We start from the raw sequence: 24,290 nt of genomic DNA on the forward strand, positions 1-24,290 counted from the left end.
GTAAGAAATAATCTAATTCCTCTATAGATTATCACAATTTTAGGGTCTGTGTATGAATTAATTTAGGTGCCACCAATTCAACCTTCATTCTATCGGGATCTTCAAAATAAACGGCATAATGTTCAGGTCCACCGGCAAATGGATGCTTATCGGTGTAAAGGATGCGGATTCCCTTACTTTGTAATTCGTCTGTTAGCTCATCAACCTGTTGGCGCGAGCTAGCGTGAAATGCCAAATGATTAAGGCCAACTCGGCATCTATGATAGGGCACATCCAAAAACCTTTCCTCTGCCTGTACAAAAACAAGATATGTTTCGCCTAACTGCCAACTTCGCCCGTTTTCCCATTCCTGAAACGGACTATAGCCTAATTCCTCTAGTAACCAACCCCAAAAGTCAATCGTCTTTTTTAAATCGGAAACGTACAGTTCAATATGATGAACCAGTCCCTGTGCCATCTATTTCCCCCCCCCTCATTATCTAAATGAAAACGCAGCTAAGCTGATGTGTTTTGCTTAGCTGCACTTTTTTAAGAATGAAACAATAATAATTTCCCAGCTGGAGATGCAAGGCGATGTGTTTTTTCAACAAGATCTTTTTCTTCAAGCAATGCCTGGCCTTGTATTTTTGCTGCGTCGTCTGTTTCAGCAGTGAACGTTTCTTCTGTAATCAATTTCCCCGTAGGCTCGTATGCAGTTAGTTTATAAGTTCTCACAACATTCACCCTTTCCATTCAATTTCATTCATTATACTACAATACTACGAAAGATTCTAAAAACAAATCGTTAGTAGCAAAAATTAGAAATCCTGAAACTTTAGGTTACTAGATACGTATATGTATAAGGTTGAAAAACGAAGGGAGTTACAAAAATGACTTTACTACTTGAAAATGTCACGAAGCGCTTCGGTGATTTTACTGCCGTTAATGATTTATCTCTGTCGGTTGGGGATGGCACGATGTATGGGTTTCTTGGCGCCAATGGAGCGGGCAAGACGACGACGTTCCGCATGATTCTTGGGCTTTTGAATGCCAATGAGGGGCGGATTACATGGAATGGAAAACCGATTTCATATGCAACGAGTCCTCAAATCGGTTATTTACCTGAAGAACGTGGGCTTTATCCAAAAATGAAAGTTGAGGATCAGCTTATTTTCCTCGCACAGCTACGAGGTATGAGCAAAGGAGATGCGAAAAGAGAGCTCCACAACTGGCTTGAACGTTTTGAAGTTCCGCATTATGCGACTAAAAAAATCGAAGAGCTATCGAAGGGGAATCAGCAAAAAATCCAAGTCATTGCATCGCTTCTACATAAGCCGCAATTGCTTATTCTCGACGAACCGTTTTCCGGTCTTGACCCGGTGAATGTTGAAATGTTGAAAGCAGCCATTTTAGATTTCCGCAATGAAGGTGCGACAATTGTCTTTTCGAGTCATCGCATGGATCACGTGGAAGAATTATGTGAGCAGTTAAGTATTATCGATAAGGGAAAACAGATTGTCAGTGGCTCACTGCGGGATGTTAAACGGTCATTTAGTAAGCATAATGTCCGTATTCATTCAGATAACGATTTGTCGCTACTTGCATCCATTTCGGGTGTTACGTCTGTCACCAAAACAGTAGAAGGCGCGATTTACCAAGTAGAAGCAGAGGAAATCGCTAGCAAACTATTAACAGCGGCTTTACAAACAGGTCCAATCCGTCACTTTGAAATTGAAGAGCCTTCGCTGCAAGATATTTTCATCGAAAAGGTGGGGAAACAACATGCGTGAATTTATGATTATTTTTAAACAAGCCTTCGTAACAAAAGCGAAAACGAAATCATTCATCATTACAACTGCGATTATGCTAGCCGCAGTTTTCCTGTTTGCCAATATGGGGAAAATTATTGATGGTGTGAAAAGTGTTACAGGTGGCGATAGTGAGTCGGCTCAAGTGCTACAAGTGATAGATGAAAGTGGTATTTTAGTAGATCGTTTAACTGCACAGTTTGAGGCAAGTGGCTCGGATATGATAGTAGAAAAAGCTAGTGAATCAGAGCAGGAGCTGACCGATCAAGTGAAGGAAGGAGAAATCGATTCCTTTTTGACCTTGAAATTGGATGAAGCAAATACGATTCAAGCGAACTATACCTCTATGAGTTCGATGGAATTCTCGCTACCGATGATGCTACAAGATGCGCTTCAATCGATTCAAACGGAAATGAAAGCGGAGGAATTATCGTTGTCGGGTGAACAGGTGCAGACGCTGTTTGCGCCGATTCAATTTGAAGAACATTCCGTATCTCCATCGGCGAAAACGGAAGAGGAGTTAAGTCAGGCACGGGGTCTTGTCTATGTGCTCATGTTCCTCATTTACTTTGCGGTTATCATGTATGCAAGCATGATTGCAACAGAAGTAGCAACAGAAAAATCATCGCGTGTTATGGAAATTCTAATTTCCAGTGTGTCTCCCGCGAAGCATATGTTTGCTAAAGTGCTAGGAATTGGCTCGCTTGGTTTATTGCAAATGGTATTATTCGGTCTCGCCGGTTTTATCGCGCTGAAAACGTCAGCGGCTAACATGGCAGATGGTTTCTTTTCAGTGTTTGGCTTTTCCAATATGAATGTTGGAACAATCATTTATGCTATTGTCTTCTTCCTGTTAGGCTATTTCCTGTACGCGACGCTTGCAGCTTTGCTAGGCTCGCTCGTTAGCCGAACAGAAGATGTGCAACAAATGATTATGCCGATGACATTGTTAATTGTAGCGGCATTTATGATTGCAGCAACGGGCCTTGGTAATCCAGAAATGGCGTATATCAAATATGCTTCCTTCTTCCCGTTCTTTGCACCACTCGTCATGTTCTTACGTGTCGGCATGTTGGATTTACCTGTGTGGGAGCCAGTGTTATCGATCGCGCTGCTGCTCGTCACAATTTTCATCCTCGGCTGGTTTGGCGCACGTGTCTACCGCGGTGGCGTTCTCATGTATGGCCCATCAAAATCGTTGAAGGATATTAAAAAGGCAATTCAGTTAGGGAAAGAATAATCAGTATGAAAATTAGGACTCTGAATTTGTATTCTCAGAGTTCTTTTTTTATGCGCCAAAGGTCACAGTTTGCAAGCAAATTTGTGTACCCGGGAAATTTACAAGGGCGGCATCGCAATGAGCGTGGCGTGAAAGGATTCTATGAAGTAACGTTATCGAAAGTGAGTGCGGCTCTTCATTTCATCCCCGCGTCTTCCATTGTTTTTGAACGTCTGGAAGTATCCTGTAAAGGAATCAGTCATGCCAATGAATGGTTAGTGGCATGTCGAGAAGTACTGGAGTCCTTCGCATCACAGTACGGAGCAGCCATCGTGGAGCTGGTGATGCTTGATATAGACAGTGGGACTGCGGAGTTATTTCGGCAATCGACAGAGCAAGAGTGGCTCGAGGTATTACGCGATGCGATAGGAAACGGCGAGCCGTTTGTCTGGGTGCAGAAGCTATCATTTGCCCAGTCAGCCACTCCCATAACAGCACTAGGTACGCTTGGTCAATCGGTTATCGGTAGGATTGACGGATGGCAGGCAGACGACTGGAAGGACGTTTTGAAGGAGCTATACCAGCATACGCAGGGCGTGAAGTATTTAGATATTTTACAGACAGATGATATCGAAGAGGTTAAAGCAGCGGCGCGGGCATTAATAGTAGCGGAAATGGAATGAGGTGATGAAATGAAGATTGACAAGCTAATCATTTACGGATTTGGTAAACATGACAATGCCACAGTGGATTTTGGCGCTGGTATGACGGTGTTATATGGAGAGAATGAAGCCGGAAAAACAACAATTCAGCAATTCATCTTACATATCCTTTTTGGCTTTCCGCAAAAAAATAGTGCCTTGCTGCGCTATGAGCCTAAATCGGGAGGCAAATATGGAGGACAAGTCCATCTTGTAGACGAACGATATGGCAAATGCATCGTAGAACGTGTCCGAGGGAAATCAGCCGGTGATGTCACCGTTCACTTTGAAGATGGGACAATGGGTGGTGAGCAAGAACTCCGTAGCTTACTACGGCATTATGATCGGATATCTTTTGAATCAATCTTTTCATTTTCCTTGTTGCAGCTGCAAGGCTTCGACAAGATGGATGAGGAAGAGCTGAGCCGAACACTTCTTGCGTCGGGGACGACGGGTGTGGATTCCTTGTTGCAGCTTGAAAAAAGAATGGATAAAGAGATGGGCGAGTTGTTTAAAAAGTCTGGGAAAATTCCAGAGATGAATGTAAAAATGATGGAACTTCGTGAGCTAGAAATCGAGTTAAAGGATGCGCAAGGGAAAGTGGCGGAGTATGCACCGGCTATTCAACGATTGCAAGAAATCGACAAGCAGCTGACGGATTTATACGCCCGACGTGAAATATTTCACAAGCAAGCAGACAAGCTAGCTATAACAAGGCAGCTTCTCCCTTTACATCAGAAGAAAATGGCCCTTGAAGCAAAGCTAGCACAACTACATGTAGCTGCTTTTCCAATAGACGGTATCCGACGCTACGAGGCGTTGGTCGATAAATGGACGGAAGCGGATGCAACAAAGCGGAGATTGACTGATGAACTGGCACAATTAACCGCAACAATGCCGGAGCAGCTGGCGGCTAATCGATTGGAAGATAGTGAGGTTTTATTGGCAAAAGAGGCGGAGTGGCATGGTTGGTGTATGGCAACGGCGTCTGCTGAAGATGAATTAAAGCATTTAACAGATGTGAAAATCCGTTTGATGGGGCGTTTAGGTGTCCAAGGGGAACAGGCGGAGCAACGTCTGCTACAAGCGAATGTCTCCTTGCAGCAGGAAGAAGAGATCCATCACCTCTTAGCAGGTCTCACAGCAAGTGAACAGCAAATCGACTACTCAGAGCGTCAGCTTGCACAACTGGAAAATGACTTATTAGCGATTGAAGCAAAACTCCGAGACATCCAACAAACGATGGCTTCGCAGGAAGAACTGGAACTTGCTCAGCGATGGCCAACAATTCGTCAGCAGCTCGCAGAGGCGAAAGCTTATGTGGCGATTGGTGGCCGGCAACGGGTTAACAATGTGGCTGTACTACCTGCCTTGCTAATCGTGTTAGCTATTGCATGTATTCTCGTTGGTTTTATTCAAAAAGAATGGCTCATTATCATACTGGGGGCTGTTTGTGGGATTATTGGTGCATTTTTGTGGAGGCGCCAAGGCTCACAAGCTGGCGATGCGGTGAAAATGCAGGAGATGGAACGTTTTATCGCCTTGTATGAAGGGCGAGAACAGCAAATGGAGCAGCTGATAGAACATATTGCGGGTGCTCAGCGGGATAAAGAAGGGCTACAGCAAACTTTTGCAGATCTTGAACGCAAGCATCAGGTCTTTGTGCAGGAGCTCGATATTGGTCATGACGATAGAAGGCAATTGGAAGGCCAGCTATTGCAGATTTTACAAGATTATGGTTTTGATCGTTTGCCATCACCTAAAATTATTCCAGAATTACTACGCTTCATTCGCCAAATACAAGAAGTAACGAAGGATATCGAAGAAATTGACAATCGACAAAAAATAGCGCAAAACAATATTGACATTCGCATACAGGAAGTTGAAAAAGTACTGCAAAAAAGCGTGCCACAAGCAGCATTATATGAGATGCTTAGAAGAGAATTTATGCAGTTAAAGGATCAAACCGAAAGCTTTAAATCATGGCAAGTGAGCACCGAGCATAAGAAAGAAGTGATGAGAGAGGTAGCTGAACTCGCTGACAGGCTACAAGACCGAATACAGCAATTGCTTGCTGAAGCTGGTGTGGAAACGGTAGAAGCGTTTTATGCAGCAGATCAGATCGTCCAGGAAGTTGGAAAGTTGACGGAGCAGTTAAATGATATACAGCTACAATTGGCCGTGCATGGGACGATAGAATCGCATGATGGAGTGACTGAAGAAGAGGTAGCGGTGCAGTTGGCTGACAACAACAGTGCCCAGTCTGTAGTCGACGAACAGCTCAAGGAACTCATCAATGAGCAAGCAAGCCTCGTTCATAAAACGAATCATTTATTGACGGATGAAACTTATGGACGTAAACTCCAACTATTTGAAATGAAAAAAGCCGAACTTGCCGAGCTTGCGAAACGATGGTCAGAGCGCAAAGCAATTGCTGAAGCCATTAGGCGGACGATGGTGGAATTGAAGGAGAAGAAGCTGCCAGAGGTGCTTACCGTTGCAGAAAGATTATTTTGTGAGTTAACAGGTGGGCGATATGAATCGCTAATTGTGACGGGGGCTGGCTATTTCGAGGCAGTGGCTGTCGATGGAATGCGTTATCCGATTGTAGAGTTAAGTCAGGCGACCAAAGAACAAGCCTATATTGCACTTCGCTTGGCATTGGCTGCTTCTATTTTGAAGACCGCACCGTTTCCAATCATTATGGATGATCCATTCGTCCACTTTGACGGACAGCGACTTTCGCGTATGATTGAATTACTCAATCAGTTACAGGAGCAACACCAGTTCATTTATTTCACCTGCCATAAAGAAATGACGGAACGCTGGCAGGATGCAACAATAGTAAACGTTTCTGCTATCGGAAGCGAACAGGGGGTAAATAGTTTATGAAAAAGCTGACAGATTATAAAGTAGGTGAACCGCTAGATATCTATCTGCTCATCAAGCAGTCTACAAAAGGAGTTACGACGCAAGGTAGCCCCTTCATGACACTGATTTTGCAGGATAAAAGCAGTGATATTGAAGCGAAGCTCTGGGATACAACGGACGAGCTGGCAAAGACGTATGCAGCCGCGACGATTGTCAAAGTAGGCGGCGAATTACATGAATACCGTGGTAAAAATCAATTGCGCATTAAAAGCATCCGACCAGTTAAAGAGGATGAGGGCATATCAATAGCTGACCTCGTTCCTTCTTCAGCTAAAAGTAAGGAAGTACTGTATGAGGAGTTAATGCAGTATTTCTTTGAAATGCAAAATCCGCATATTCAACGAATTACCCGTCATTTATTGAAGAAACATCAGGCGGCTTTCATGACTTATCCAGCAGCGACAAAAAATCATCATGATTATGTGTCTGGTCTTATCGATCATGTTGTATCGATGCTTAAACTAGGTAAAGCACTGGCAGATTTGTACCCATCTCTCAATAAGGATTTACTCTATGCGGGTATTATTTTGCATGACGTGGGGAAAGTCATCGAGCTGTCTGGGCCGATTGCCACGCAATATACGATTGAGGGGAATCTGCTCGGTCATATTACAATTATGGTGAATGAAATATCGAAAGCTGCAGACGAACTTGAAATTGCAGGTGAAGAAGTGATGTTGCTGCAACATATGGTATTGTCTCACCACGGCAAGGAAGAATGGGGAAGCCCGAAACGACCGATGCTGAAAGAGGCAGAAATCCTTCACTACATTGACAATATCGATGCGAAGATGAATATGTTAGATCGTGCACTCGGAAAAACGGCTCCGGGTGAATTCACAGAGCGAATTTTCCCACTCGATAATCGCTCGTTCTTCAAACCGTCTTTTGAATAACAAGAAAAGGGCTACCCGAATGACGGATAGCCCTTTTCTATAGCATGGAAAATATTATTCTTTATCCTTGAACATGTCCAAAGTAGCCTTTAAATCTGCATCTTTTATTTTGATATCGGCTTCTTTAATCAGTTTTGCAACTTTTTCGAAGGCCGCGTTTTGGTCTGCTTTTTCTAGAGCTAGTTCTTTACGAACTTTGTCTTCGTCTACTTTTGTCGCTTTATCACCTTCAAGATCGCGCTTGCCAAGTGTTTCGATGATGTGGAAGCCATGTGATGATTGTACAGGCTCACTAATTTGGCTTGGTTCTAAATTATAAGCAGCGCTCCAAAATTCTGGAACCATTTTCCCGAAACCGAACCACTCATATTCGCCACCATTATCTTTTGAACCTGGGTCTGTCGAGAATTCTTTTGCTAGATCAGCGAATGCTGCTCCGCCCTCAAGCTTTTTAATTACTTCCAGCGCTGTTTCTTCATCCTCAACTAAAATATGTCTTACATGCAATTCAGTGTTGAGCTCTTTTCCACGCTGTGCAATTTCTTCAGCAGATACTTCGATATCTTCAGTAACTGCTTCGTTATTTAACAATTCAAAGCGAAGCTGTTTTTTGAGAGTTTCCTTTGTTAGACCTTGTTGAGCAAGGACCGTATCAAGACCCTCTCCGTATTGCTCTTCGATTTCTTTAAACTTATCCTCAACGTCTTGATCAGAAACTTTATACTTATCGTTAAGCACTTTTTCAACAGTCATTTGTAGAAGGATCTGTTCACCACCTGCTATTTTCATTTCTTCATAAAATTCGTTTTTTGTAATATCACCAATTTTTGAAGTAATGACTGCTTCATCAGCGGTATTTTTATCGCTACAAGCTGAAAGTGCAAGAACAGATGCGGCCATTGTAAGTGCTAATACAGTTTTTTTCATTTTGAATTCTCCCCTAACTTTTATGTGCAACAGTAGATACTATATCATAAAAACGCCTCGAAAACAAAAAGGTTCCCCCGGAGAATTTGCCTATAACAGCACAAAAGCAATGCATAGGATACAGAGAGAGAGAGGGGGTGCTCCAATGAGCGGATATAACCAAGGTTCTTCGGGCTTCGCGTTGATTGTTGTGTTGTTCATCTTACTAATCATTGTCGGTGCAGCCTTCCTGTATTAAACCAAGAGGCCTAAACAATGTAAAAAGTCCATTACCCTCTAAAAAAAGGGAATGGACTTTTCTTTATGCGTTCGTGTTAGACATTCAATAGGATTTCGACATAGAAAGATAAAATTAAAATGGTGACAAGAATGTTTACCGTTTTATAGATTTTCGGCTGTTTCTCTTCGGGGATTTCCCGGGATTCACATAGCGCATATGTCATCTTATTGATTTGGAACAAGTAAAATAATGAGAACAGAATTGTAATTACAAGGATCAAGTCCATTCCTCCCCTTCAGCTTAACAAAGTAATCATAGCAGAAGACAGTATGAAAAGAAATTATTTTTCATCGGAAGGAGTAGGGAGTGATGGGTTACTTTCTCCCTGTTGATCTAGTGATGACGCTTTTTGATGGCTATCAAATGAGTTTTCAAGGTTCTTAAAACCTTGTTCAAAAATCTCCATAAAATCTTCCCCGTAAATATTGCGGATTACGGATTTCACTTCAAGAAACTCAGGGAATTTGCCGTAAAGCTCCTTAATAGGAAGTGAACCTTCTAAAATATCCCGTTCAGAGTTAAAATAATTATCATTCATTTCAAGAAGTAGTTTTTCTCCTTCTGCTGTAACGGAAACATATGTATTACGTCGATCTTCTTCTTTTTTAAAGAACACTAAGTATCCGCGTTGTTCGAGTTTTTTGGAGAAGTTAAATGCAGTGGAAACATGCATGACACCAAATTTAGCAATATCAGAAATAGTAGCAGCCTGAAGATGGTAGGAAATCCATAAAATATGATGCTCATTAATATTCAAATCATAAGGTTTGATCCAATTTTGCCAATCCTTTTCGACTGCTTTCCAAAGTGCTTTTGACATTTGTGCAACGCGCTGACTGAAAATCATTGCGTCCTTTTGGGAAAACTTTTGTTCTGGCACAGAGTCACCTTCTTTCTAGTTAGTTTCATTTCTTTTATTATAGCAGGAAAGCAAAGAAGAGAAAAGTAAGAATTGCAAAAAAACTTTTATCTGCATTCAATCGATGCTCGAATTCCGGTTGAATGCAGACAAAACCTCCGGCGAATTTCACGGCACTTTAGTAATAAAAAAAGGTTATCCAAGTAAATTTGGACAACCGGTTGAATCATTTTTGTTGTGCTGCAAGTGATTGTTCAAGTTCTTCAAGTGCTTTTTGAATGGCGGCAATTTCTTTTTCCATCCGTTCCTTGTTCGGTTCAGTTGCTTGCTGCCATTGTTCAACAGAGCCTTTAATACCGTCAATCGCAGCAGGAATGGCTTCTTTTGCTTCCTGTGTTAAGTGGGAGATGGAATCCTTCAAATCGTCGACACAGCCTTTGACGTCTTGGAATTTACTTTTCATGTCAGTCGTTGCATTTTTAACAGTTTTTCGAAGCTCGTTTCCCGATTGGGGAGCTGAATATAATACGGTTACTGCAGCTGCAACAGAGCCAGCTACGAGTCCAAGGAAAAATGTAGATGCTTTCATTGTGCAGGCACTCCTTTCATGGTGAATAGTATTTGTCTCATATTATTATTAAAGCATGGAAGCATCAACTGGGCAATCAATAACTTAATCAAACACAGGGCACTTTATGTATAGTCGCTTTTGGTTCGCTTTAGATTGAACGACTTCTATACAATTACCGAGCTGTTTTTATATATAGGGATGCGACTGCGCCGTATCCCTATACATTTCTTCGGGTAATTGTATGTTGGTCGTTCATCCGTCTCTCACCAAAAGCGAAGATAAACGAAGTGTTAATGCTTTTTGGGACGAGGGAACAGAAGCCTTTCTACCTGGGTAAAAGCCGCCAAAGATACAATTTTGGCGGCTAAGGCTTTTACTATGGAGTTTTCTTTTTTGAATTTGGGAAGGAATACTTTGTACAAAGTGCAAAAGTTCCCGAAATTGTATCTTCGGGAACTTACTCCCTTTATAGAAAGTCATCTATTCTTTTCTTTCCAAACAATTGCATTTATCACTTGAACGTTGTAGGTACGCGATAGGCAACTATTCACAACAAGATGACCGAAATTAATGTGTCTGGAAATGACGAAGTCATTTCCAGACACATTAATTCCTCCTTGGTTATTATATCGTGAATAGTTAGCCGAAAGCGAACCGGAAATGGTCCAGTAGAAATGCAAATAAATAAAAAAAGCTTTCCGCATGATGACGGAAAGCTTGGATGGTTATTAATTAGATAATACTGTTTTGAATGAAGTTCGCTTCATCAAGCCTTTGACAATCGGATAGATGATGAAAAATGCGATACAGTTCATAGCGATGGCAGGAAGGACAACAGCTACGAATAATGTTGTAAAAGCTACCATTGGAGATGCAAGTCCTGGAATTGTTACACCGAGAATGAAAAGTGCAACGGATAAGAAAATGCTACCTGAAAGAATAGTTCCTATACCAGTCATGATTGTTGTAGCTATTATATTACCAGTGAACTTTTTAAATGTAATAACAAGGGCATAAATCACAAATGCAGTGATAAATTTGTCAACGATATTAGGGACGAAACCACCAGGGAAACTAGAGAATAGCCCGGATATTACGCCTGTTGTGACAGCTAGTAAAAATACATTCTTTGTTTGTGGGAAAAGTAATATACCGATAAACATCATCGTTAGCATGAAATCAGGCTTCATTCCTTCACCATATCCTGGAATGATTAAATACAATGCAGCACCTACCGCGACCAATAATGCCATTAATACAAGATTCTTCGTATTCATTTCTCATCTCTCCTCAACTCAACTAGTTTGTTAGTTTCTCCTGACGTATCCTCGTGATCGGCAGCGAAAAAACTTATATGAATCTTACACCTTTTTTAGAAAATAAGCAAGCCTAGATAGTTAGTTTACCTCGAATACCTGCAGCGAATTCAGTGATTTGTTCGGCAGTATAGGCTGCGTCATTTGTTTTAACATCCAATTGGAAGCCATCTGCTTCATCGTAACGAGGGATGAAATGCAGATGAAAGTGGAATACAGCTTGTCCTGCAAAAGCTCCGTTGTTTTGTAGTAGGTTCATACCTTTAGGGTTGAATTCGGCTTGAATAGCATTGGCAATATTGGGTGCAACCGCAAATAATTGTGATGCTTGCTGTTCCGTCATATCGTAGATGTTTTCACAATGTGTTTTCGGAATAAGGAGGACATGTCCTTTTGAGGCAGGCATAATATCCATGAAGGCATAAACATGGTCGTCCTCATATACTTTCATGCTCGGAATCGTTCCTTCGATAATTTTACAAAAAATACATGCAGTCATTTTGGCACTTCCTTTCATCAATGGGACAAGTGTAGCATAATATGATCTTGAATCCGTAAATGATGAATGAGCGACAAAGCATTTTATACAGTTTTTTGTTAAACTAGAGCAAGATGAATGGGGGATGGACATGACAATTTTAGAGATGAAAGATGTAACTGGCGGCTATACACGTAAACCTGTCCTGCATGATTTATCATTTAACATTGGAAATGGTGAGCTTGTTGGTTTAATCGGCCTAAATGGGGCTGGTAAAAGTACGACCATTAAACATATTATTGGGCTGATGAATCCGCATAGTGGCGAAATCCGTGTCAATGGGGTGACGTTCAGTGAGGACCCTGAAACCTATCGCAAGGCGTTCACTTATATTCCTGAAACGCCAATCCTTTATGAAGAGTTAACGCTGCGCGAACACCTTGAGTTAACAGCGATGGCATATGGGTTGGACAAAGAAGTATTTGAGGCACGTTCAGAAATCTTATTGCATGAATTTAGGATGGAGAAACGCTTGAACTGGTTCCCAGCGCATTTTTCAAAAGGGATGCGACAAAAAGTAATGATTATGTGTGCGTTTCTCGTCAACCCTTCGTTATACATTATCGATGAGCCATTCATAGGTTTGGACCCCATCGGTATTAAATCACTGCTTGAACAGATTGAACAGATGACGGAGCGCAAGGATAGTGGAGCCTCAGTCCTCATGTCGACGCATGTTTTATCAACGGCAGAAAAGTATTGCGATAGAATCATTTTATTGCACGACGGACGGGTGCGAGCAGAAGGGACGATGGATGATTTGCGAAAAGCATTCGGACGTCCGGGTGCATCACTGGATGATCTGTATATCGCGATGACAGAGGAAGCCGACAATGAATAATTTACGTGAAATATGGGGGGCGCGGTTCGTCCATTATATAACCGAGCTCCAAAAATATATGAAATATGTGTTTACAGGTCATTTGGCCATTGTATTCGTTTTTACAATTGGAGCAGGAGGCTATGCTTACAGTGAATGGTTGAAGGAAGTGCCAGCAGATTTTCCAGCGGCATTGTTGACGGCTATTGTACTTGGACTAGCACTCGTTTTTTCCCCGACCGTGACGCTGTTGAAGCCAGCAGATACTGTTTATTTTTTACCACTTGAAAATAAGCTTGAGATGTATGTGAAGCAAGCATTACGATGGACGTTTTTTTCACAGCTGCCTTTACCGTTCATCCTGTATATTGTCGCATTGCCGTTATTGTCTGCCACGGGGACGGGAGATAAAACAGTATATATAGGCATCGCGATAATGATGGTTCTCGTCAAATGGCTGTTTGTTGTGTCAGAATATAATTTTAGGCATAGCTTTGAAGGTAGACGAATTTGGTTGGACCGGCTTATTCGGTTTGTATTGGTAGGGTTATTTCTGTTAAATGGTCTAGTTGAAAATTACCTTCTCCTGTTAGTCGTTAGTGTGTTAATGGGAGTGTATAGTGTGCAGTGGACGAAGCGGCGCAAGGAAAAGCCGTTCCCATATGATCACTTTATCGAACTAGAGCAGAATCGGATGATGCGATTTTACCGTTTTGCGAACTATTTCACTGATGTTCCTCATTTAAAAGGCTCTGTCAGTCGAAGAGGCTGGATTGGACTGTTATTCGACAAGCCGAAATTCGGACAAACTGTGCCGCAGGCTTATCTTGTCAGACGCACATTTATCCGGACAGATGATATTTTCTGGTTATGGGTAAGGCTAACCGCTTTGTCTGCGCTAGGTGCATTATTCATCCCGTTTCCGATTGTTATTTTCGTTTTTTCCGGAGCGCTGGCATTTGCATCGGCGGTGCAGTTGATCCATGCGTTGCGCGCGGGAGATGAATTCCGCATGGATATGCTGTTTCCTGAGCAGGAAGACACACGTCCCGCAGCGATTAAGCGGCTCGTCCGCTCGGTACAATGGATTCAAGCAATTGCCGTTACAGTTACCGCATTGTTCCTTTATGGAATCACTACGACACCGCTGTTAATCGGGGCAGTCATTGTCATTATTTCAGAAGCTACGATTCGTTTGACTGGAGAAAAGAAAGAATTTGATTGAAAGAAGCCGTTCCGATGACATATTGGGACGGCTTCTTTCGCGTTGATACAACACAAGGTTCAATTCTTTGCCAACAGGTAAAATCACTCGACCTGAAGGTAAGAAACGCCACCTATATTGAAAGGCTACCGGAAGTATTATTTAAAGAAGTGAAAGAAATTATTGTAAGTCAGCTGTAGTTTGCATGTTGATTAACTAAAGGTAACCTGAAAAGTCTTAATCAAATACTAGGTGCTCCATGTATAGTTGCTTTCGGTTCGCTTTAGATTGAACGACTTCTGTACAATAACCGTACTGTTTTTATGTATAGGGATGCGGCGAAGCCGCGAAGCCGCATCCCTATACATTCTTCCGGTAATCGTATGGTAGTCGTTCATCCGTCGCTCACTAAAAACACTTGTACACGAAGTGCTAATGCTTTTGGGGATGAGGGAATTGAGAGCTTCTTAACTAGAGAGGGCAGCCAAAGATGCAATTTTGGCTGCCGAAGCTTTTACAATGGACTTTTCCATTATTATTTTAGGAAGTGTCACTTTCTTATAGAGCTTGCTAAAAGTAAGAAAGAATCACCTTGTACAACGTGCCAAAGTGCCCGAAATTGCATCTTCGGGCACTTACAACCTCTATAGAGAAGCGTCTATTCTTTTCTTTCCAAGCAACTGTATTTTTCACTTGAATGTTGAAGGTTTGCAACGGGTAACTATTCATAACAAGATGTCTACTACTCGGTTATTATGTCTTAATTATTTTGCCGAAAGCAAACCAGAAATGATCTAGTGAAAAGGGTGGCAATCCTATGTTGATAAAAAATAAAATAGAATATTCCCAAAAACCTTGCAACTTACCCCGAAAAGTAGATATAATAAATAAAAGGCATCGGGGTGAGCGAGATGGAAAATAATTATTCATATGCTGAGTTTTTGAAAGCCGTTGGGAAAAATAGTTCTTCACTCCAGGCGGAAAAACTGTTGAATGACATTTACATGGACCTATTCCTAAACCATATTCACCGACAACAAACAATGGAGCGACTCATGGGACTAATTGATCTTTCGCTTGACTGTCGTGACGAACAGGCATTTCTTAAGTACACAGAAAGCCTTAAAAAATTAGAAGAAGCTAACTAAAAAAATAAAAAACGTCGCATGGATGTACATATGCGGCGTTTTTTTTATTTTGACAAAAAACGTACGTTCGTTTTTATTCGTATAAAATGAAAGATTGTGCTAAAGTAAAAGTAATTCTTCATAGGGAGGGCACGACCACTATGGTACGGAAATTTAACTTGCAAGCCCCTTATACACCCCAAGGCGATCAGCCTTATGCAATTGCCAAATTGTTAGAAGGACTTGACAAAGGCGAAAAGCACCAGACACTACTCGGTGCGACTGGGACAGGGAAAACATTCACGGTATCGAATGTCGTGAAGGAAATCAATAAACCAACCCTCGTCATCGCCCATAACAAAACGTTAGCAGGTCAATTATATAGTGAATTCAAAGAGTTTTTTCCGGACAATGCGGTTGAGTACTTTGTAAGTTATTACGATTACTACCAGCCGGAAGCGTACGTTCCGCACACGGACACATTTATCGAGAAGGATGCGAGTATCAATGATGAAATCGACAAGCTTCGGCACTCTGCGACATCTGCGCTATTCGAGCGCAATGATGTTTTAATCGTTGCATCCGTGTCCTGTATTTACGGTCTAGGATCGCCTGAGGAATACCGCGAGCTCGTTGTTTCACTGCGCACAGGGATGGAAATCGGGCGCAACGAATTGCTACGTAAGTTTGTAGATGTCCAATATGAGCGAAATGACGTTAGTTTCACACGCGGGACATTCCGTGTCAGGGGCGATGTTGTAGAGATTTTCCCGGCATCCCGTGATGAGCATTGTATGCGTATTGAATTTTTCGGTGATGAAATCGATCGAATTCGTGAAGTGGATGCACTAACAGGAGAAATTCTTGGTGAACGTGATCATATCGCAATTTTTCCAGCATCCCACTTCGTCACTCGTGAAGAAAAAATGGTTCAAGCAATCGACAATATTGAAGCCGAACTGGAAGAGCGTTTAAAGGAATTACGTGGACAGGACAAGCTCCTAGAGGCGCAGCGTCTTGAGCAGCGAACGCGCTACGACCTTGAAATGATGCGGGAGATGGGCTTTTGTTCGGGTATTGAAAACTACTCACGTCATTTAACCCTACGTCCAGCGGGTGCTACTCCATATACGCTACTGGACTATTTCCCAGATGATTTTCTAATCGTGGTCGATGAAAGTCATGTGTCGTTACCGCAAATTAGGGGTATGTTTAATGGTGACCAAGCACGAAAAAATGTACTAGTTGAACACGGTTTTCGTTTGCCATCAGCGCTTGATAATCGGCCGCTAACATTTACTGAATTTGAGGGACATGTCAAGGAAGCGATTTACGTTTCGGCAACCCCAGGTCCTTACGAGATTGAGCACACACCTGAAATGATTGAGCAAATCATCCGTCCAACCGGACTGTTAGACCCGACGATTGATGTTCGTCCAATCGAGGGCCAGATTGATGATTTAATTGATGAAATAAATGCCAGAACGAAGAAAAATGAACGTGTTCTCATTACGACGTTGACGAAAAAAATGTCGGAGGATTTGACCGACTATTTGAAGGATATCGGTATCAAAGTGCAATACCTACATTCTGAAATCAAGACACTTGAACGAATTGAAATTATTCGTGAATTGCGTATGGGCACCTACGATGTTCTTGTGGGCATTAACCTACTGAGGGAAGGAATTGATATCCCGGAAGTGTCACTTGTGACGATTCTCGATGCAGACAAGGAAGGCTTCTTACGATCGGAACGGGCGCTTATCCAAACGATTGGTCGGGCGGCACGTAATTCCAATGGACATGTCATTATGTACGCGGATCGGATGACCGATTCTATGACAAAGGCGATCGATGAAACGGATCGACGTCGAGCTATTCAACAGGCTTACAATGAAAAGCATGGCATTACACCAACGACGATCAAAAAAGAAATTCGTGAAGTCATTCGTGCAACGCAAGTAGCCGAAGAGGTTGTTTCTTATTTTGACAAGGTGACAAAAGGTAAGAAGCTGACAAAGGACGAGAAAGTAACGCTTGTTGCTTCGCTGGAAAAAGAGATGAAAGAAGCGGCCAAAGCGCTTGATTTTGAACGTGCTGCAGAGCTAAGAGATACGATTCTGGAACTGAAGGTTGAAGGGTGAGGGACTATGAAAAATAATGAAATCGTCATACAAGGTGCCAGAGCACATAATTTGAAAAATATCGATGTTACTATTCCGCGTGACCAGCTCGTCGTGATGACAGGTTTGTCAGGGTCAGGGAAATCCTCACTGGCATTTGACACCATTTATGCTGAGGGGCAGCGAAGATATGTTGAATCATTATCAGCATACGCTCGCCAATTTTTAGGGCAGATGGATAAGCCGGATGTTGATGTTATTGAAGGTTTATCGCCAGCGATTTCGATCGACCAAAAAACGACTAGCCGTAACCCGCGTTCTACAGTGGGAACTGTTACGGAAATTTATGATTATCTTCGACTGTTGTATGCACGTGTAGGAAAACCGATTTGTCCTATTCACGGCACGGAAATTTCATCACAGACGATACAACAAATGGTCGATCGACTGTTGCAATTGCCAGAGCGCTCTCGGATTCAAGTGCTGGCACCTATCGTTTCCGGACGCAAAGGGACACATGTGAAGTTAATTGAGGATATTAAAAAACAAGGCTATGTGCGTATCCGCGTCAATGGAGAAATTATCGACTTGGATGACAATATTGAGTTGAATAAAAACAAAAAGCATAACATCGAAGTGGTCATTGACCGGATTGTGATGAAAGAAGATATCGCAGCCCGTTTAAGTGACTCCCTCGAATCGGCATTACGTCTGGCAGAGGGTACGGTTCTTATCGATGTGATAGATGGGGAAGAGCTGTTATTTAGTGAGCATCACGCTTGCCCTTTATGTGGATTTTCAATTGGTGAGCTAGAGCCACGAATGTTTTCATTTAACAGTCCATTCGGCGCTTGTCAGGATTGTGATGGTTTAGGTACGAAGCAAGAAGTCGATCCAGACCTCATCATCCCTGATTGGTCACTAACACTGCGTGAGCACGCGATTGCACCATGGGAGCCGACAAGTTCACAATACTATCCAGAGCTACTAAAAACGGTTGCTGACCATTTCGGAATTTCGATGGATGTACCCGTTAGTGAATTGCCTGATGATGAGTTGGATAAGCTATTAAAGGGCTCACAGGATGAAAAAATCCGTTTCCGTTATACAAATGAATTTGGTGGCACGCGAGATAGCAATATTTATTTTGAAGGAGTTTTAGCGAATATTGAGCGTCGTTTTAAAGAAACGTCCTCCGATTACATCCGTGAGCAAATGGAGAAATATATGGCGCAGCGCCCTTGTCCGACATGCGCGGGCTATCGTTTGAAGGAAGAAACACTTGCTGTGAAAGTGGCTGGTGTCCACATCGGTAAGGTCACGGAATTATCAATTGTCGAAGCGAATCAGTTTTTCAAAGATCTTCAACTGTCTGAAAAAGATGCCCAAATTGCCAAACTAATCCTCCGTGAAATTGATGAACGACTTGGCTTTCTCATTAATGTTGGACTCGATTATTTAACATTGTCGAGAGCATCAGGTACGTTGTCAGGCGGAGAGGCACAACGTATTCGACTTGCTACACAGATTGGCTCACGGTTAACAGGTGTCCTTTATATTTTGGATGAGCCATCTATCGGCTTACATCAAAGAGACAATGACCGACTCATCGGTACATTGAAAAGTATGCGAGATATCGGTAATACGTTAATTGTTGTGGAGCACGATGAAGATACGATGATGGCAGCCGATTACTTGATTGATATCGGTCCTGGAGCGGGGGTTGCAGGCGGAGAAATCGTTTCTGCAGGTACACCAGACAAGGTGATGAATGACCCCAAATCGTTAACGGGACAATATTTGAGTGGTAAGAAATACATCCCACTACCTGTTGAACGCCGTAAAGCAGACGGTCGAAAAATCTCCATTAAAGGTGCTTCTGAAAATAACTTAAAAAATGTTAATGTAGATATTCCACTCGGGCAATTCATTGCCGTAACGGGTGTGTCGGGCTCTGGGAAAAGCACGCTCATCAATGAGGTTCTTTACAAAGTACTCGCCCAGAAGCTGAATCGTTCTAAACAAAAGGCAGGTCAACATAAATCTGTTGAGGGCCTTGAAGCACTAGAAAAAGTTATTGAAATCGACCAATCCCCAATTGGACGCACGCCGAGGTCGAATCCAGCAACGTATACGAGTATGTTTGACGATGTCCGTGATGTCTATGCCTCTACAAATGAAGCAAAAGTACGGGGCTATAAAAAAGGACGCTTTAGTTTTAACGTTAAAGGTGGGCGCTGTGAAGCTTGCCGCGGTGATGGCATTATTAAAATTGAAATGCATTTCTTACCGGATGTTTATGTACCTTGTGAAGTATGTCATGGCAAGCGATACAATCGTGAAACATTGGAAGTACACTACAAAGGCAAAAATATTTCTGAAGTGTTAGGGATGACTGTTGAAGATGCACTTGTGTTTTTTGAAAATATACCTAAAATCAGTCGCAAGCTACAAACAATTGTTGATGTTGGGCTTGGCTATATCCAGTTAGGACAGCCTGCAACTACCTTATCGGGCGGTGAAGCACAGCGTGTGAAATTGGCTTCGGAGCTACACAAACGCTCGAACGGTAAATCATTTTATATTCTTGATGAACCGACAACGGGCTTGCATGTACACGATATTTCCAAGCTATTAGTCGTCCTGCAAAGACTTGTCGATTCAGGCAATACCGTTCTTGTTATCGAGCACAATCTTGACGTCATTAAGACCGTCGATCATATTATCGACCTCGGACCTGAAGGCGGAGATAAGGGTGGACAAATTATTGCGACAGGAACACCTGAAAAAGTTGCGGAAAGTGATAAGTCTTATACCGGCTATTATTTAAAACCAATTCTTGAACGAGATCGTCAACGAATGGTCACTGCAATTGCAGCGGCTGAATCAAGATGACCGATGACTCCATTACGCGTCGGCGTAACGGGGTCCGCAGATTCTGTTGTGCTTGCACAATTAACTCCCTGTTGGCTTAACTTGAATGAAACCTTTTCGGATACCAGTCGTATATATAGATAACAAAACGGAGCAATCCGTATTACGAAACTACTAGGAGGCGCAACGATGCAAAATGAACGACAACGAATTTTAGCAATGCTAGAAAACGGAACGATCACAACAGACGAGGCACTAACACTTCTAGAAACACTGGGACAATCCAAGGATGCAGCAAAGTCAGGTGAGGCGGAGGAAGTGACTTTAGCGAAAAAAGAATCTGTCAAACAAGAACAACAAACAAATCAACAGCAATCGACAAAGCAGGAATTTGAGTTTGAACAAAAGGAAGAAGAAGGACCTTCTATGGACGAATTTCTAGATGATTTACGCAAGGATTTTTCCAATGTAGGTGAGCGCTTCATGCAGTTTATGCAAACGGCTGTTCAAAAAGTGAAATCCTTCGACTTTGATTCACCTTTTGGCACCGCAATCACATTCAATCATGCACAGACGAAATCAGCCAGCGATGTGGATGAAGTGATTATTGATATTGATAACGGTAAAGTGACGATTCACCATGATGAAGTGGATGAAATTCGCGCAGAATTTACAGTGAAAACGTATACGGGAGACTCGGAAGAAAAGGCGAAGGCCGATTTCCTAGAAAAATTATTGTTCGTCAATGACGAAGGTAAAGTTAGAATTTCAAGTGACTTGAAAATGATTCAAGTAAACGTAGAATTATTTGTACCTAAAAAAGAATATGCTAAAATTTCTGCACGTCTATTAAACGGCTCGTTCAAAATGAAAGATGCAGTGGCAGAAACAGTACGAATTAAAACAGCAAACGGAAAGATTGAAGTTGCTGGGTTGACGTTTAAAGATGGTGAATTTGAAACGGCCAATGGCTCTATCACATTAAATAATGTGAAGGGGAACAGCATTGAAGCAGAAACATTGAATGGCCGTGTCTACATCGATGGCGCGGTGAAGGATGTGGAAGCACATTCTTTGAACGGTCATGTGGTTGTCACAACGACGGATCCGGAAGCGGAGAAAATTGATGCCAAAACGATGAGTGGTTCAGTCGAAATTTATATCCCGAGTGGAGTTGCCTTATCGGGTGAAATTTCCTCCAATATGGGACGTCTCGATTTACAATTAGATGACATTAACCGTACTGCTGAGCAAGAACAATTACTACAGCGTAGCATTCGTTTTAAGAAAGATGTCGAAGGCCATACGAACCCACTTCACATTTTTGGTGAAGCAAAGACCGGTTCTGTTCTCGTTTGTTATAATGCAAAACAAGAAAAGTAAGCGTAGAAAAAAGACTGCCTTAACCCCATTTACGGGCGTTAAGGCAGTCTTTTTGTTTTTCATCAATCACGCCTCGGCGTGATTGCGTCCAGATTTTGAATTGAGCTTGAGGCCAACAGGATGTTGGTTACTCAGACGTCGCCGCAGGACGCGGCGGTTTTAGTCTGGGTTCTACTATTCAGCAAGGAGTGGGACCCCACTGAATTTGAAGGCATATCTAGCATTCATCCCAACACATATAGAAGTGTGGACTTCTGCTGAATTAAGTTAAACTTTCCCCCGATAAGCCCATGCTGTCACTGCAAAGGAAATCGCTTTGGCACATTGCTGTCGATAGGCTCTGTTCAGTAATAATGTGGCTTCCTGCCGATTCGTCATGAAGCCGCATTCAACGAGTATGGCAGGCATACGGGTTTCGCGTAAAACAGCAAAGTTTTCCTTTTTCACGCCACGATCTGTTCGGTTGCAAGCTGATATGAGCGATGATTGAGCTAGTGACGCAAGTGCTACAGAACCCTTACTAGCAGCCGAATAGATGAAAGTCTCAATGCCATTTGCGTTATTCCAATTAGCTCCATAGGCATTAGCATGGATGGAAATGAAGGCATCGACATTCATTTTGTTGGCATGATTTGTTCGTTCTAAAAGTGGAACGTCTCTCTTTTCATCATGTGCAAAGAAGACTGTCAGCCCTTCTTCAACAAGATACTGTTTAATGAGATTTGCAACAGCGTTGTTGAAGCTGAATTCGCGTAAGACCCCATCAGGCGACCGTTTTCCTGCCGTTTCTGGACCATGTCCAGCATCAATCATTATTTTCATCATATTCTCTCCTCCTCGTCCTTTATATAGAAAAAAAGAGGAGGAAAATGGACCGTTCTGGTGCAAAATTTTTTCATTTACAAAACGGCATGTTAAAATGGGGAATAGATGTTTGAAAAATAGAAAAAGGGGGCACTATTATGTCTTTCGTGACAGTAAGAGATGTGCAGGAAGCATTATTTCTGGAATTAAGCGCTGGGGAATCTGGCCTTGATCAAACGATACATACGAGTGATATTTCAAGACCTGGCCTTGAGATGGCGGGTTATTTTAATTTTTATTTGTCGGAGCGTATCCAGCTACTTGGTAAAACGGAATTATCATTTTTTGAGAAATTAACGGATGCTGAACGACTAGATCGGATGCAAAGACTTTGTGCACCTAAGCCACCAGCTATTATTGTGGCACATGAAATGGAAATACCTGTAGAACTATTAGATGCAGCTGCTGAGAACGGTGTTCCTTTGTTATTTACAGATGTGCCGACGACTCGTTTTTCGGGCATGCTCACGAATTTCTTGGGAGGTAGACTTGCACCGATGACGGCACTTCATGGGGTGCTGGTCGATGTTTATGGAATTGGCGTCCTAATCACGGGCAAAAGTGGTGTTGGAAAAAGTGAGACAGCCCTTGAGCTTGTTAAAAGAGGACATCGACTTGTCGCAGATGATCTTGTGGAGATTAGACAAGTTGCGAAGAATGTTCTCATTGGGAGTCCACCAAAGCTGCTAGAACATATGCTTGAAATCCGTGGTGTTGGAATCGTGGATATGATGACGTTGTTTGGTGCGAGTGCTATTAAAAGCGACAAGCGAATTTTGATAGTCATTGATTTAGAAATATGGGACCCAACTAAAATTTATGATCGACTCGGAATTGATGAAGAGAAGTTGAAAATTATGGATTCAGAATTGACGAAGCTAACAGTTCCGGTACGACCAGGCCGAAATCTGTCCGTGATTATCGAAGTAGCCGCAATGGATTATCGGATGAAAAGGCTTGGCATTAATGCTGCAGAGGAATTCGCCAAAAAAGTGAATAGTGCCATTGTAGATAATCCGGCACAGCCTAACGAGGAAGGGACAGAATAATTTATGTTTGAATTACTAGCGATTAACCCAGTTGCCTTTTCTTTAGGCTCAATTGAAGTCAGATGGTATGGTATTTTAATAGCACTTGGTATCGTACTGGCATTTATTGTCGTTCAAAAAGAAATGGTCAAACGAGGGATGCATCCAGATTTTTTAACGGATCTACTTATCTGGGCAGTTCCCATTTCAATTATATCGGCACGTATCTATTACGTTATTTTTACATGGGATTATTATAAAGACCATCCAGGACAAATTATACAAATTTGGCAGGGCGGAATCGCCATTCATGGTGCGCTCATTGGTGCGTTTTTGACAGCATACATTTATACGAAACGTCGTGGGATTTCATTTTGGAAGACGGTAGATATTGCGGCGGCAGGACTGTTGATTGGTCAAATTATTGGTCGCTGGGGAAATTTCATGAATCAGGAAGCACATGGCGGTCCTGTTTCAGCTAAATTCCTTGAAACGACAATTATTCCAGATTGGATTATGAATCAAATGACCATCGAGGGCGTCACTTATCATCCGACATTTCTCTACGAATCGATGTGGAATATAGTTGGACTAATCATTATTTTGCTATTGCGTAAAGTGAGCTTGAAGCGCGGCGAAATGTTTTTGTTCTACCTTATTTGGTATTCAGCAGGGCGTTTCTTTATCGAAGGGATGCGCACGGATAGCTTATATGTGATTGGCGAGCTGAGAGCTGCACAACTCGTATCCGTTGTGACGATTATACTGGGAGTCGTTATTTTTATCGTCAGACGCTATGTTCAAAAAGTTAAAGTGACGTATCAAGATAAATAAAAGGGGTT

Annotated in this window: 24 protein-coding genes; 15 read left to right on the plus strand and 9 right to left on the minus strand. The window is 42.2% G+C overall.

Going from position 1 to position 24,290, the window contains the following annotated elements:
* Positions 1-31 precede the first annotated feature (31 nt).
* On the minus strand, positions 32-457 hold the full coding sequence (locus R2B77_RS14140) for a VOC family protein (RefSeq protein ID WP_212391798.1): 426 nt from the start codon (positions 455-457) through the stop codon (positions 32-34).
* A gap of 71 nt (positions 458-528) precedes the next feature.
* Positions 529-714, minus strand: a complete 186-nt coding sequence (locus R2B77_RS14145) for a YhzD family protein (RefSeq protein WP_203248678.1) — start codon at positions 712-714, stop codon at positions 529-531.
* Positions 715-869: 155 nt separating this feature from the next.
* Here R2B77_RS14145 and R2B77_RS14150 point away from each other — a divergent pair, with 155 nt between their 5' ends.
* From R2B77_RS14150 to yhaM, 5 genes are read left to right on the plus strand one after another with little or no spacing between them, the layout of a single operon-like run.
* Positions 870-1,769 carry an ABC transporter ATP-binding protein gene (locus R2B77_RS14150; RefSeq protein WP_203248679.1) on the plus strand — a complete coding sequence of 300 codons (900 nt, stop codon included), beginning with the start codon at positions 870-872 and terminating at the stop codon, positions 1,767-1,769.
* Positions 1,762-3,027: an ABC transporter permease gene (locus tag R2B77_RS14155; RefSeq protein ID WP_203248680.1), complete on the plus strand. Its 1,266-nt coding sequence runs from the start codon at positions 1,762-1,764 to the stop codon at positions 3,025-3,027. Before R2B77_RS14150 ends, R2B77_RS14155 begins: the two co-directional genes overlap by 8 nt.
* A 50-nt stretch (positions 3,028-3,077) precedes the next feature.
* Positions 3,078-3,689 carry a hypothetical protein gene (locus R2B77_RS14160; RefSeq protein WP_322555733.1) on the plus strand — a complete coding sequence of 204 codons (612 nt, stop codon included), beginning with the start codon at positions 3,078-3,080 and terminating at the stop codon, positions 3,687-3,689.
* Between the two features lie 9 nt (positions 3,690-3,698).
* On the plus strand, positions 3,699-6,599 hold the full coding sequence (locus tag R2B77_RS14165; protein ID WP_203248682.1) for an ATP-binding protein: 2,901 nt from the start codon (positions 3,699-3,701) through the stop codon (positions 6,597-6,599).
* A complete protein-coding gene (gene yhaM, locus R2B77_RS14170; RefSeq protein WP_203248683.1) occupies positions 6,596-7,534 on the plus strand; it encodes a 3'-5' exoribonuclease YhaM in 939 nt (312 codons plus the stop codon). The genes R2B77_RS14165 and yhaM overlap by 4 nt, the downstream gene beginning before the upstream one ends.
* Positions 7,535-7,588: 54 nt before the next feature.
* Here the strand turns inward: yhaM and R2B77_RS14175 are convergent, their stop codons facing one another.
* Positions 7,589-8,461 (minus strand): peptidylprolyl isomerase, encoded by an 873-nt coding sequence (locus tag R2B77_RS14175; RefSeq protein WP_203248684.1) that lies wholly within the window; start codon positions 8,459-8,461, stop codon positions 7,589-7,591.
* Positions 8,462-8,606: 145 nt separating this feature from the next.
* On the opposite strand from R2B77_RS14175, the gene R2B77_RS14180 reads away from it, so the two are divergent.
* Positions 8,607-8,699, plus strand: a complete 93-nt coding sequence (locus tag R2B77_RS14180; protein ID WP_192598653.1) for a YjcZ family sporulation protein — start codon at positions 8,607-8,609, stop codon at positions 8,697-8,699.
* 76 nt (positions 8,700-8,775) lie between these two features.
* Here R2B77_RS14180 and R2B77_RS14185 read toward each other — a convergent pair whose 3' ends face one another.
* The 5 genes from R2B77_RS14185 to R2B77_RS14205 all read right to left on the minus strand — a co-directional run bounded on the left by R2B77_RS14185 (position 8,776) and on the right by R2B77_RS14205 (position 11,986).
* On the minus strand, positions 8,776-8,967 hold the full coding sequence (locus tag R2B77_RS14185; protein WP_404830757.1) for a hypothetical protein: 192 nt from the start codon (positions 8,965-8,967) through the stop codon (positions 8,776-8,778).
* 54 nt (positions 8,968-9,021) lie between these two features.
* Entirely contained in the window at positions 9,022-9,588 is a 567-nt protein-coding gene (locus tag R2B77_RS14190; protein WP_203248725.1) for an HTH-type transcriptional regulator Hpr, read from the minus strand.
* A 238-nt stretch (positions 9,589-9,826) separates the two neighbouring features.
* On the minus strand, positions 9,827-10,189 hold the full coding sequence (locus R2B77_RS14195; RefSeq protein WP_203248686.1) for a YtxH domain-containing protein: 363 nt from the start codon (positions 10,187-10,189) through the stop codon (positions 9,827-9,829).
* Positions 10,190-10,899: 710 nt separating this feature from the next.
* Positions 10,900-11,448: a tryptophan transporter gene (locus R2B77_RS14200; RefSeq protein ID WP_203248687.1), complete on the minus strand. Its 549-nt coding sequence runs from the start codon at positions 11,446-11,448 to the stop codon at positions 10,900-10,902.
* 112 nt (positions 11,449-11,560) lie between these two features.
* Positions 11,561-11,986, minus strand: coding sequence for an HIT family protein (locus R2B77_RS14205; protein WP_203248688.1), 426 nt, complete (start codon positions 11,984-11,986; stop codon positions 11,561-11,563).
* Between the two features lie 130 nt (positions 11,987-12,116).
* Between R2B77_RS14205 and R2B77_RS14210 the strand changes: the two genes are divergently transcribed.
* From R2B77_RS14210 to R2B77_RS14240, 7 genes are all read left to right on the plus strand, one after another.
* On the plus strand, positions 12,117-12,866 hold the full coding sequence (locus R2B77_RS14210; protein ID WP_322555735.1) for an ABC transporter ATP-binding protein: 750 nt from the start codon (positions 12,117-12,119) through the stop codon (positions 12,864-12,866).
* Complete coding sequence (locus R2B77_RS14215) at positions 12,859-14,070, plus strand: ABC transporter permease (protein WP_203248690.1); 1,212 nt, start codon at positions 12,859-12,861, stop codon at positions 14,068-14,070. The genes R2B77_RS14210 and R2B77_RS14215 overlap by 8 nt, the downstream gene beginning before the upstream one ends.
* Positions 14,067-14,249 (plus strand): hypothetical protein, encoded by a 183-nt coding sequence (locus R2B77_RS14220; RefSeq protein WP_203248691.1) that lies wholly within the window; start codon positions 14,067-14,069, stop codon positions 14,247-14,249. Before R2B77_RS14215 ends, R2B77_RS14220 begins: the two co-directional genes overlap by 4 nt.
* Positions 14,250-14,960: 711 nt before the next feature.
* A complete protein-coding gene (locus R2B77_RS14225) occupies positions 14,961-15,197 on the plus strand; it encodes an IDEAL domain-containing protein (RefSeq protein WP_203248692.1) in 237 nt (78 codons plus the stop codon).
* 140 nt (positions 15,198-15,337) lie between these two features.
* Positions 15,338-17,320 carry an excinuclease ABC subunit UvrB gene (gene uvrB / locus R2B77_RS14230; protein ID WP_203248693.1) on the plus strand — a complete coding sequence of 661 codons (1,983 nt, stop codon included), beginning with the start codon at positions 15,338-15,340 and terminating at the stop codon, positions 17,318-17,320.
* 6 nt (positions 17,321-17,326) lie between these two features.
* Positions 17,327-20,194, plus strand: coding sequence for an excinuclease ABC subunit UvrA (gene uvrA / locus R2B77_RS14235; RefSeq protein WP_203248694.1), 2,868 nt, complete (start codon positions 17,327-17,329; stop codon positions 20,192-20,194).
* Between the two features lie 168 nt (positions 20,195-20,362).
* A complete protein-coding gene (locus R2B77_RS14240) occupies positions 20,363-21,556 on the plus strand; it encodes a DUF4097 family beta strand repeat-containing protein (RefSeq protein WP_203248695.1) in 1,194 nt (397 codons plus the stop codon).
* 267 nt (positions 21,557-21,823) lie between these two features.
* Here R2B77_RS14240 and R2B77_RS14245 read toward each other — a convergent pair whose 3' ends face one another.
* Entirely contained in the window at positions 21,824-22,381 is a 558-nt protein-coding gene (locus tag R2B77_RS14245) for an N-acetylmuramoyl-L-alanine amidase family protein (protein ID WP_203248696.1), read from the minus strand.
* 137 nt (positions 22,382-22,518) lie between these two features.
* Between R2B77_RS14245 and hprK the strand changes: the two genes are divergently transcribed.
* Both hprK and lgt read left to right on the plus strand, forming a co-directional pair.
* Complete coding sequence (hprK, locus tag R2B77_RS14250; RefSeq protein ID WP_203248697.1) at positions 22,519-23,469, plus strand: HPr(Ser) kinase/phosphatase; 951 nt, start codon at positions 22,519-22,521, stop codon at positions 23,467-23,469.
* A gap of 3 nt (positions 23,470-23,472) precedes the next feature.
* On the plus strand, positions 23,473-24,282 hold the full coding sequence (lgt, locus tag R2B77_RS14255; RefSeq protein ID WP_203248698.1) for a prolipoprotein diacylglyceryl transferase: 810 nt from the start codon (positions 23,473-23,475) through the stop codon (positions 24,280-24,282).
* Positions 24,283-24,290: the final 8 nt, after the last annotated feature.

Source organism: Sporosarcina beigongshangi, assembly GCF_033485195.1.
Classification (GTDB): Bacteria; Bacillota; Bacilli; order Bacillales_A; family Planococcaceae; genus Sporosarcina; species Sporosarcina beigongshangi.

Coding starts and splice junctions, on each gene's coding strand:
- R2B77_RS14190 (WP_203248725.1), bottom strand. CDS start 9,588: ATGATTTTCAGTCAGCGCGTTGCACAAATGTCAAAAGCACTTTGGAAA.
- R2B77_RS14150 (WP_203248679.1), top strand. CDS start 870: ATGACTTTACTACTTGAAAATGTCACGAAGCGCTTCGGTGATTTTACT.
- R2B77_RS14240 (WP_203248695.1), top strand. CDS start 20,363: ATGCAAAATGAACGACAACGAATTTTAGCAATGCTAGAAAACGGAACG.
- R2B77_RS14175 (WP_203248684.1), bottom strand. CDS start 8,461: ATGAAAAAAACTGTATTAGCACTTACAATGGCCGCATCTGTTCTTGCA.
- R2B77_RS14210 (WP_322555735.1), top strand. CDS start 12,117: ATGACAATTTTAGAGATGAAAGATGTAACTGGCGGCTATACACGTAAA.
- R2B77_RS14215 (WP_203248690.1), top strand. CDS start 12,859: ATGAATAATTTACGTGAAATATGGGGGGCGCGGTTCGTCCATTATATA.
- R2B77_RS14195 (WP_203248686.1), bottom strand. CDS start 10,189: ATGAAAGCATCTACATTTTTCCTTGGACTCGTAGCTGGCTCTGTTGCA.
- R2B77_RS14180 (WP_192598653.1), top strand. CDS start 8,607: ATGAGCGGATATAACCAAGGTTCTTCGGGCTTCGCGTTGATTGTTGTG.
- R2B77_RS14155 (WP_203248680.1), top strand. CDS start 1,762: ATGCGTGAATTTATGATTATTTTTAAACAAGCCTTCGTAACAAAAGCG.
- uvrB (WP_203248693.1), top strand. CDS start 15,338: ATGGTACGGAAATTTAACTTGCAAGCCCCTTATACACCCCAAGGCGAT.
- R2B77_RS14205 (WP_203248688.1), bottom strand. CDS start 11,986: ATGACTGCATGTATTTTTTGTAAAATTATCGAAGGAACGATTCCGAGC.
- R2B77_RS14200 (WP_203248687.1), bottom strand. CDS start 11,448: ATGAATACGAAGAATCTTGTATTAATGGCATTATTGGTCGCGGTAGGT.
- R2B77_RS14140 (WP_212391798.1), bottom strand. CDS start 457: ATGGCACAGGGACTGGTTCATCATATTGAACTGTACGTTTCCGATTTA.
- lgt (WP_203248698.1), top strand. CDS start 23,473: ATGTTTGAATTACTAGCGATTAACCCAGTTGCCTTTTCTTTAGGCTCA.
- R2B77_RS14185 (WP_404830757.1), bottom strand. CDS start 8,967: ATGGACTTGATCCTTGTAATTACAATTCTGTTCTCATTATTTTACTTG.
- yhaM (WP_203248683.1), top strand. CDS start 6,596: ATGAAAAAGCTGACAGATTATAAAGTAGGTGAACCGCTAGATATCTAT.
- R2B77_RS14160 (WP_322555733.1), top strand. CDS start 3,078: ATGCGCCAAAGGTCACAGTTTGCAAGCAAATTTGTGTACCCGGGAAAT.
- R2B77_RS14165 (WP_203248682.1), top strand. CDS start 3,699: ATGAAGATTGACAAGCTAATCATTTACGGATTTGGTAAACATGACAAT.
- hprK (WP_203248697.1), top strand. CDS start 22,519: ATGTCTTTCGTGACAGTAAGAGATGTGCAGGAAGCATTATTTCTGGAA.
- R2B77_RS14245 (WP_203248696.1), bottom strand. CDS start 22,381: ATGATGAAAATAATGATTGATGCTGGACATGGTCCAGAAACGGCAGGA.
- uvrA (WP_203248694.1), top strand. CDS start 17,327: ATGAAAAATAATGAAATCGTCATACAAGGTGCCAGAGCACATAATTTG.
- R2B77_RS14225 (WP_203248692.1), top strand. CDS start 14,961: ATGGAAAATAATTATTCATATGCTGAGTTTTTGAAAGCCGTTGGGAAA.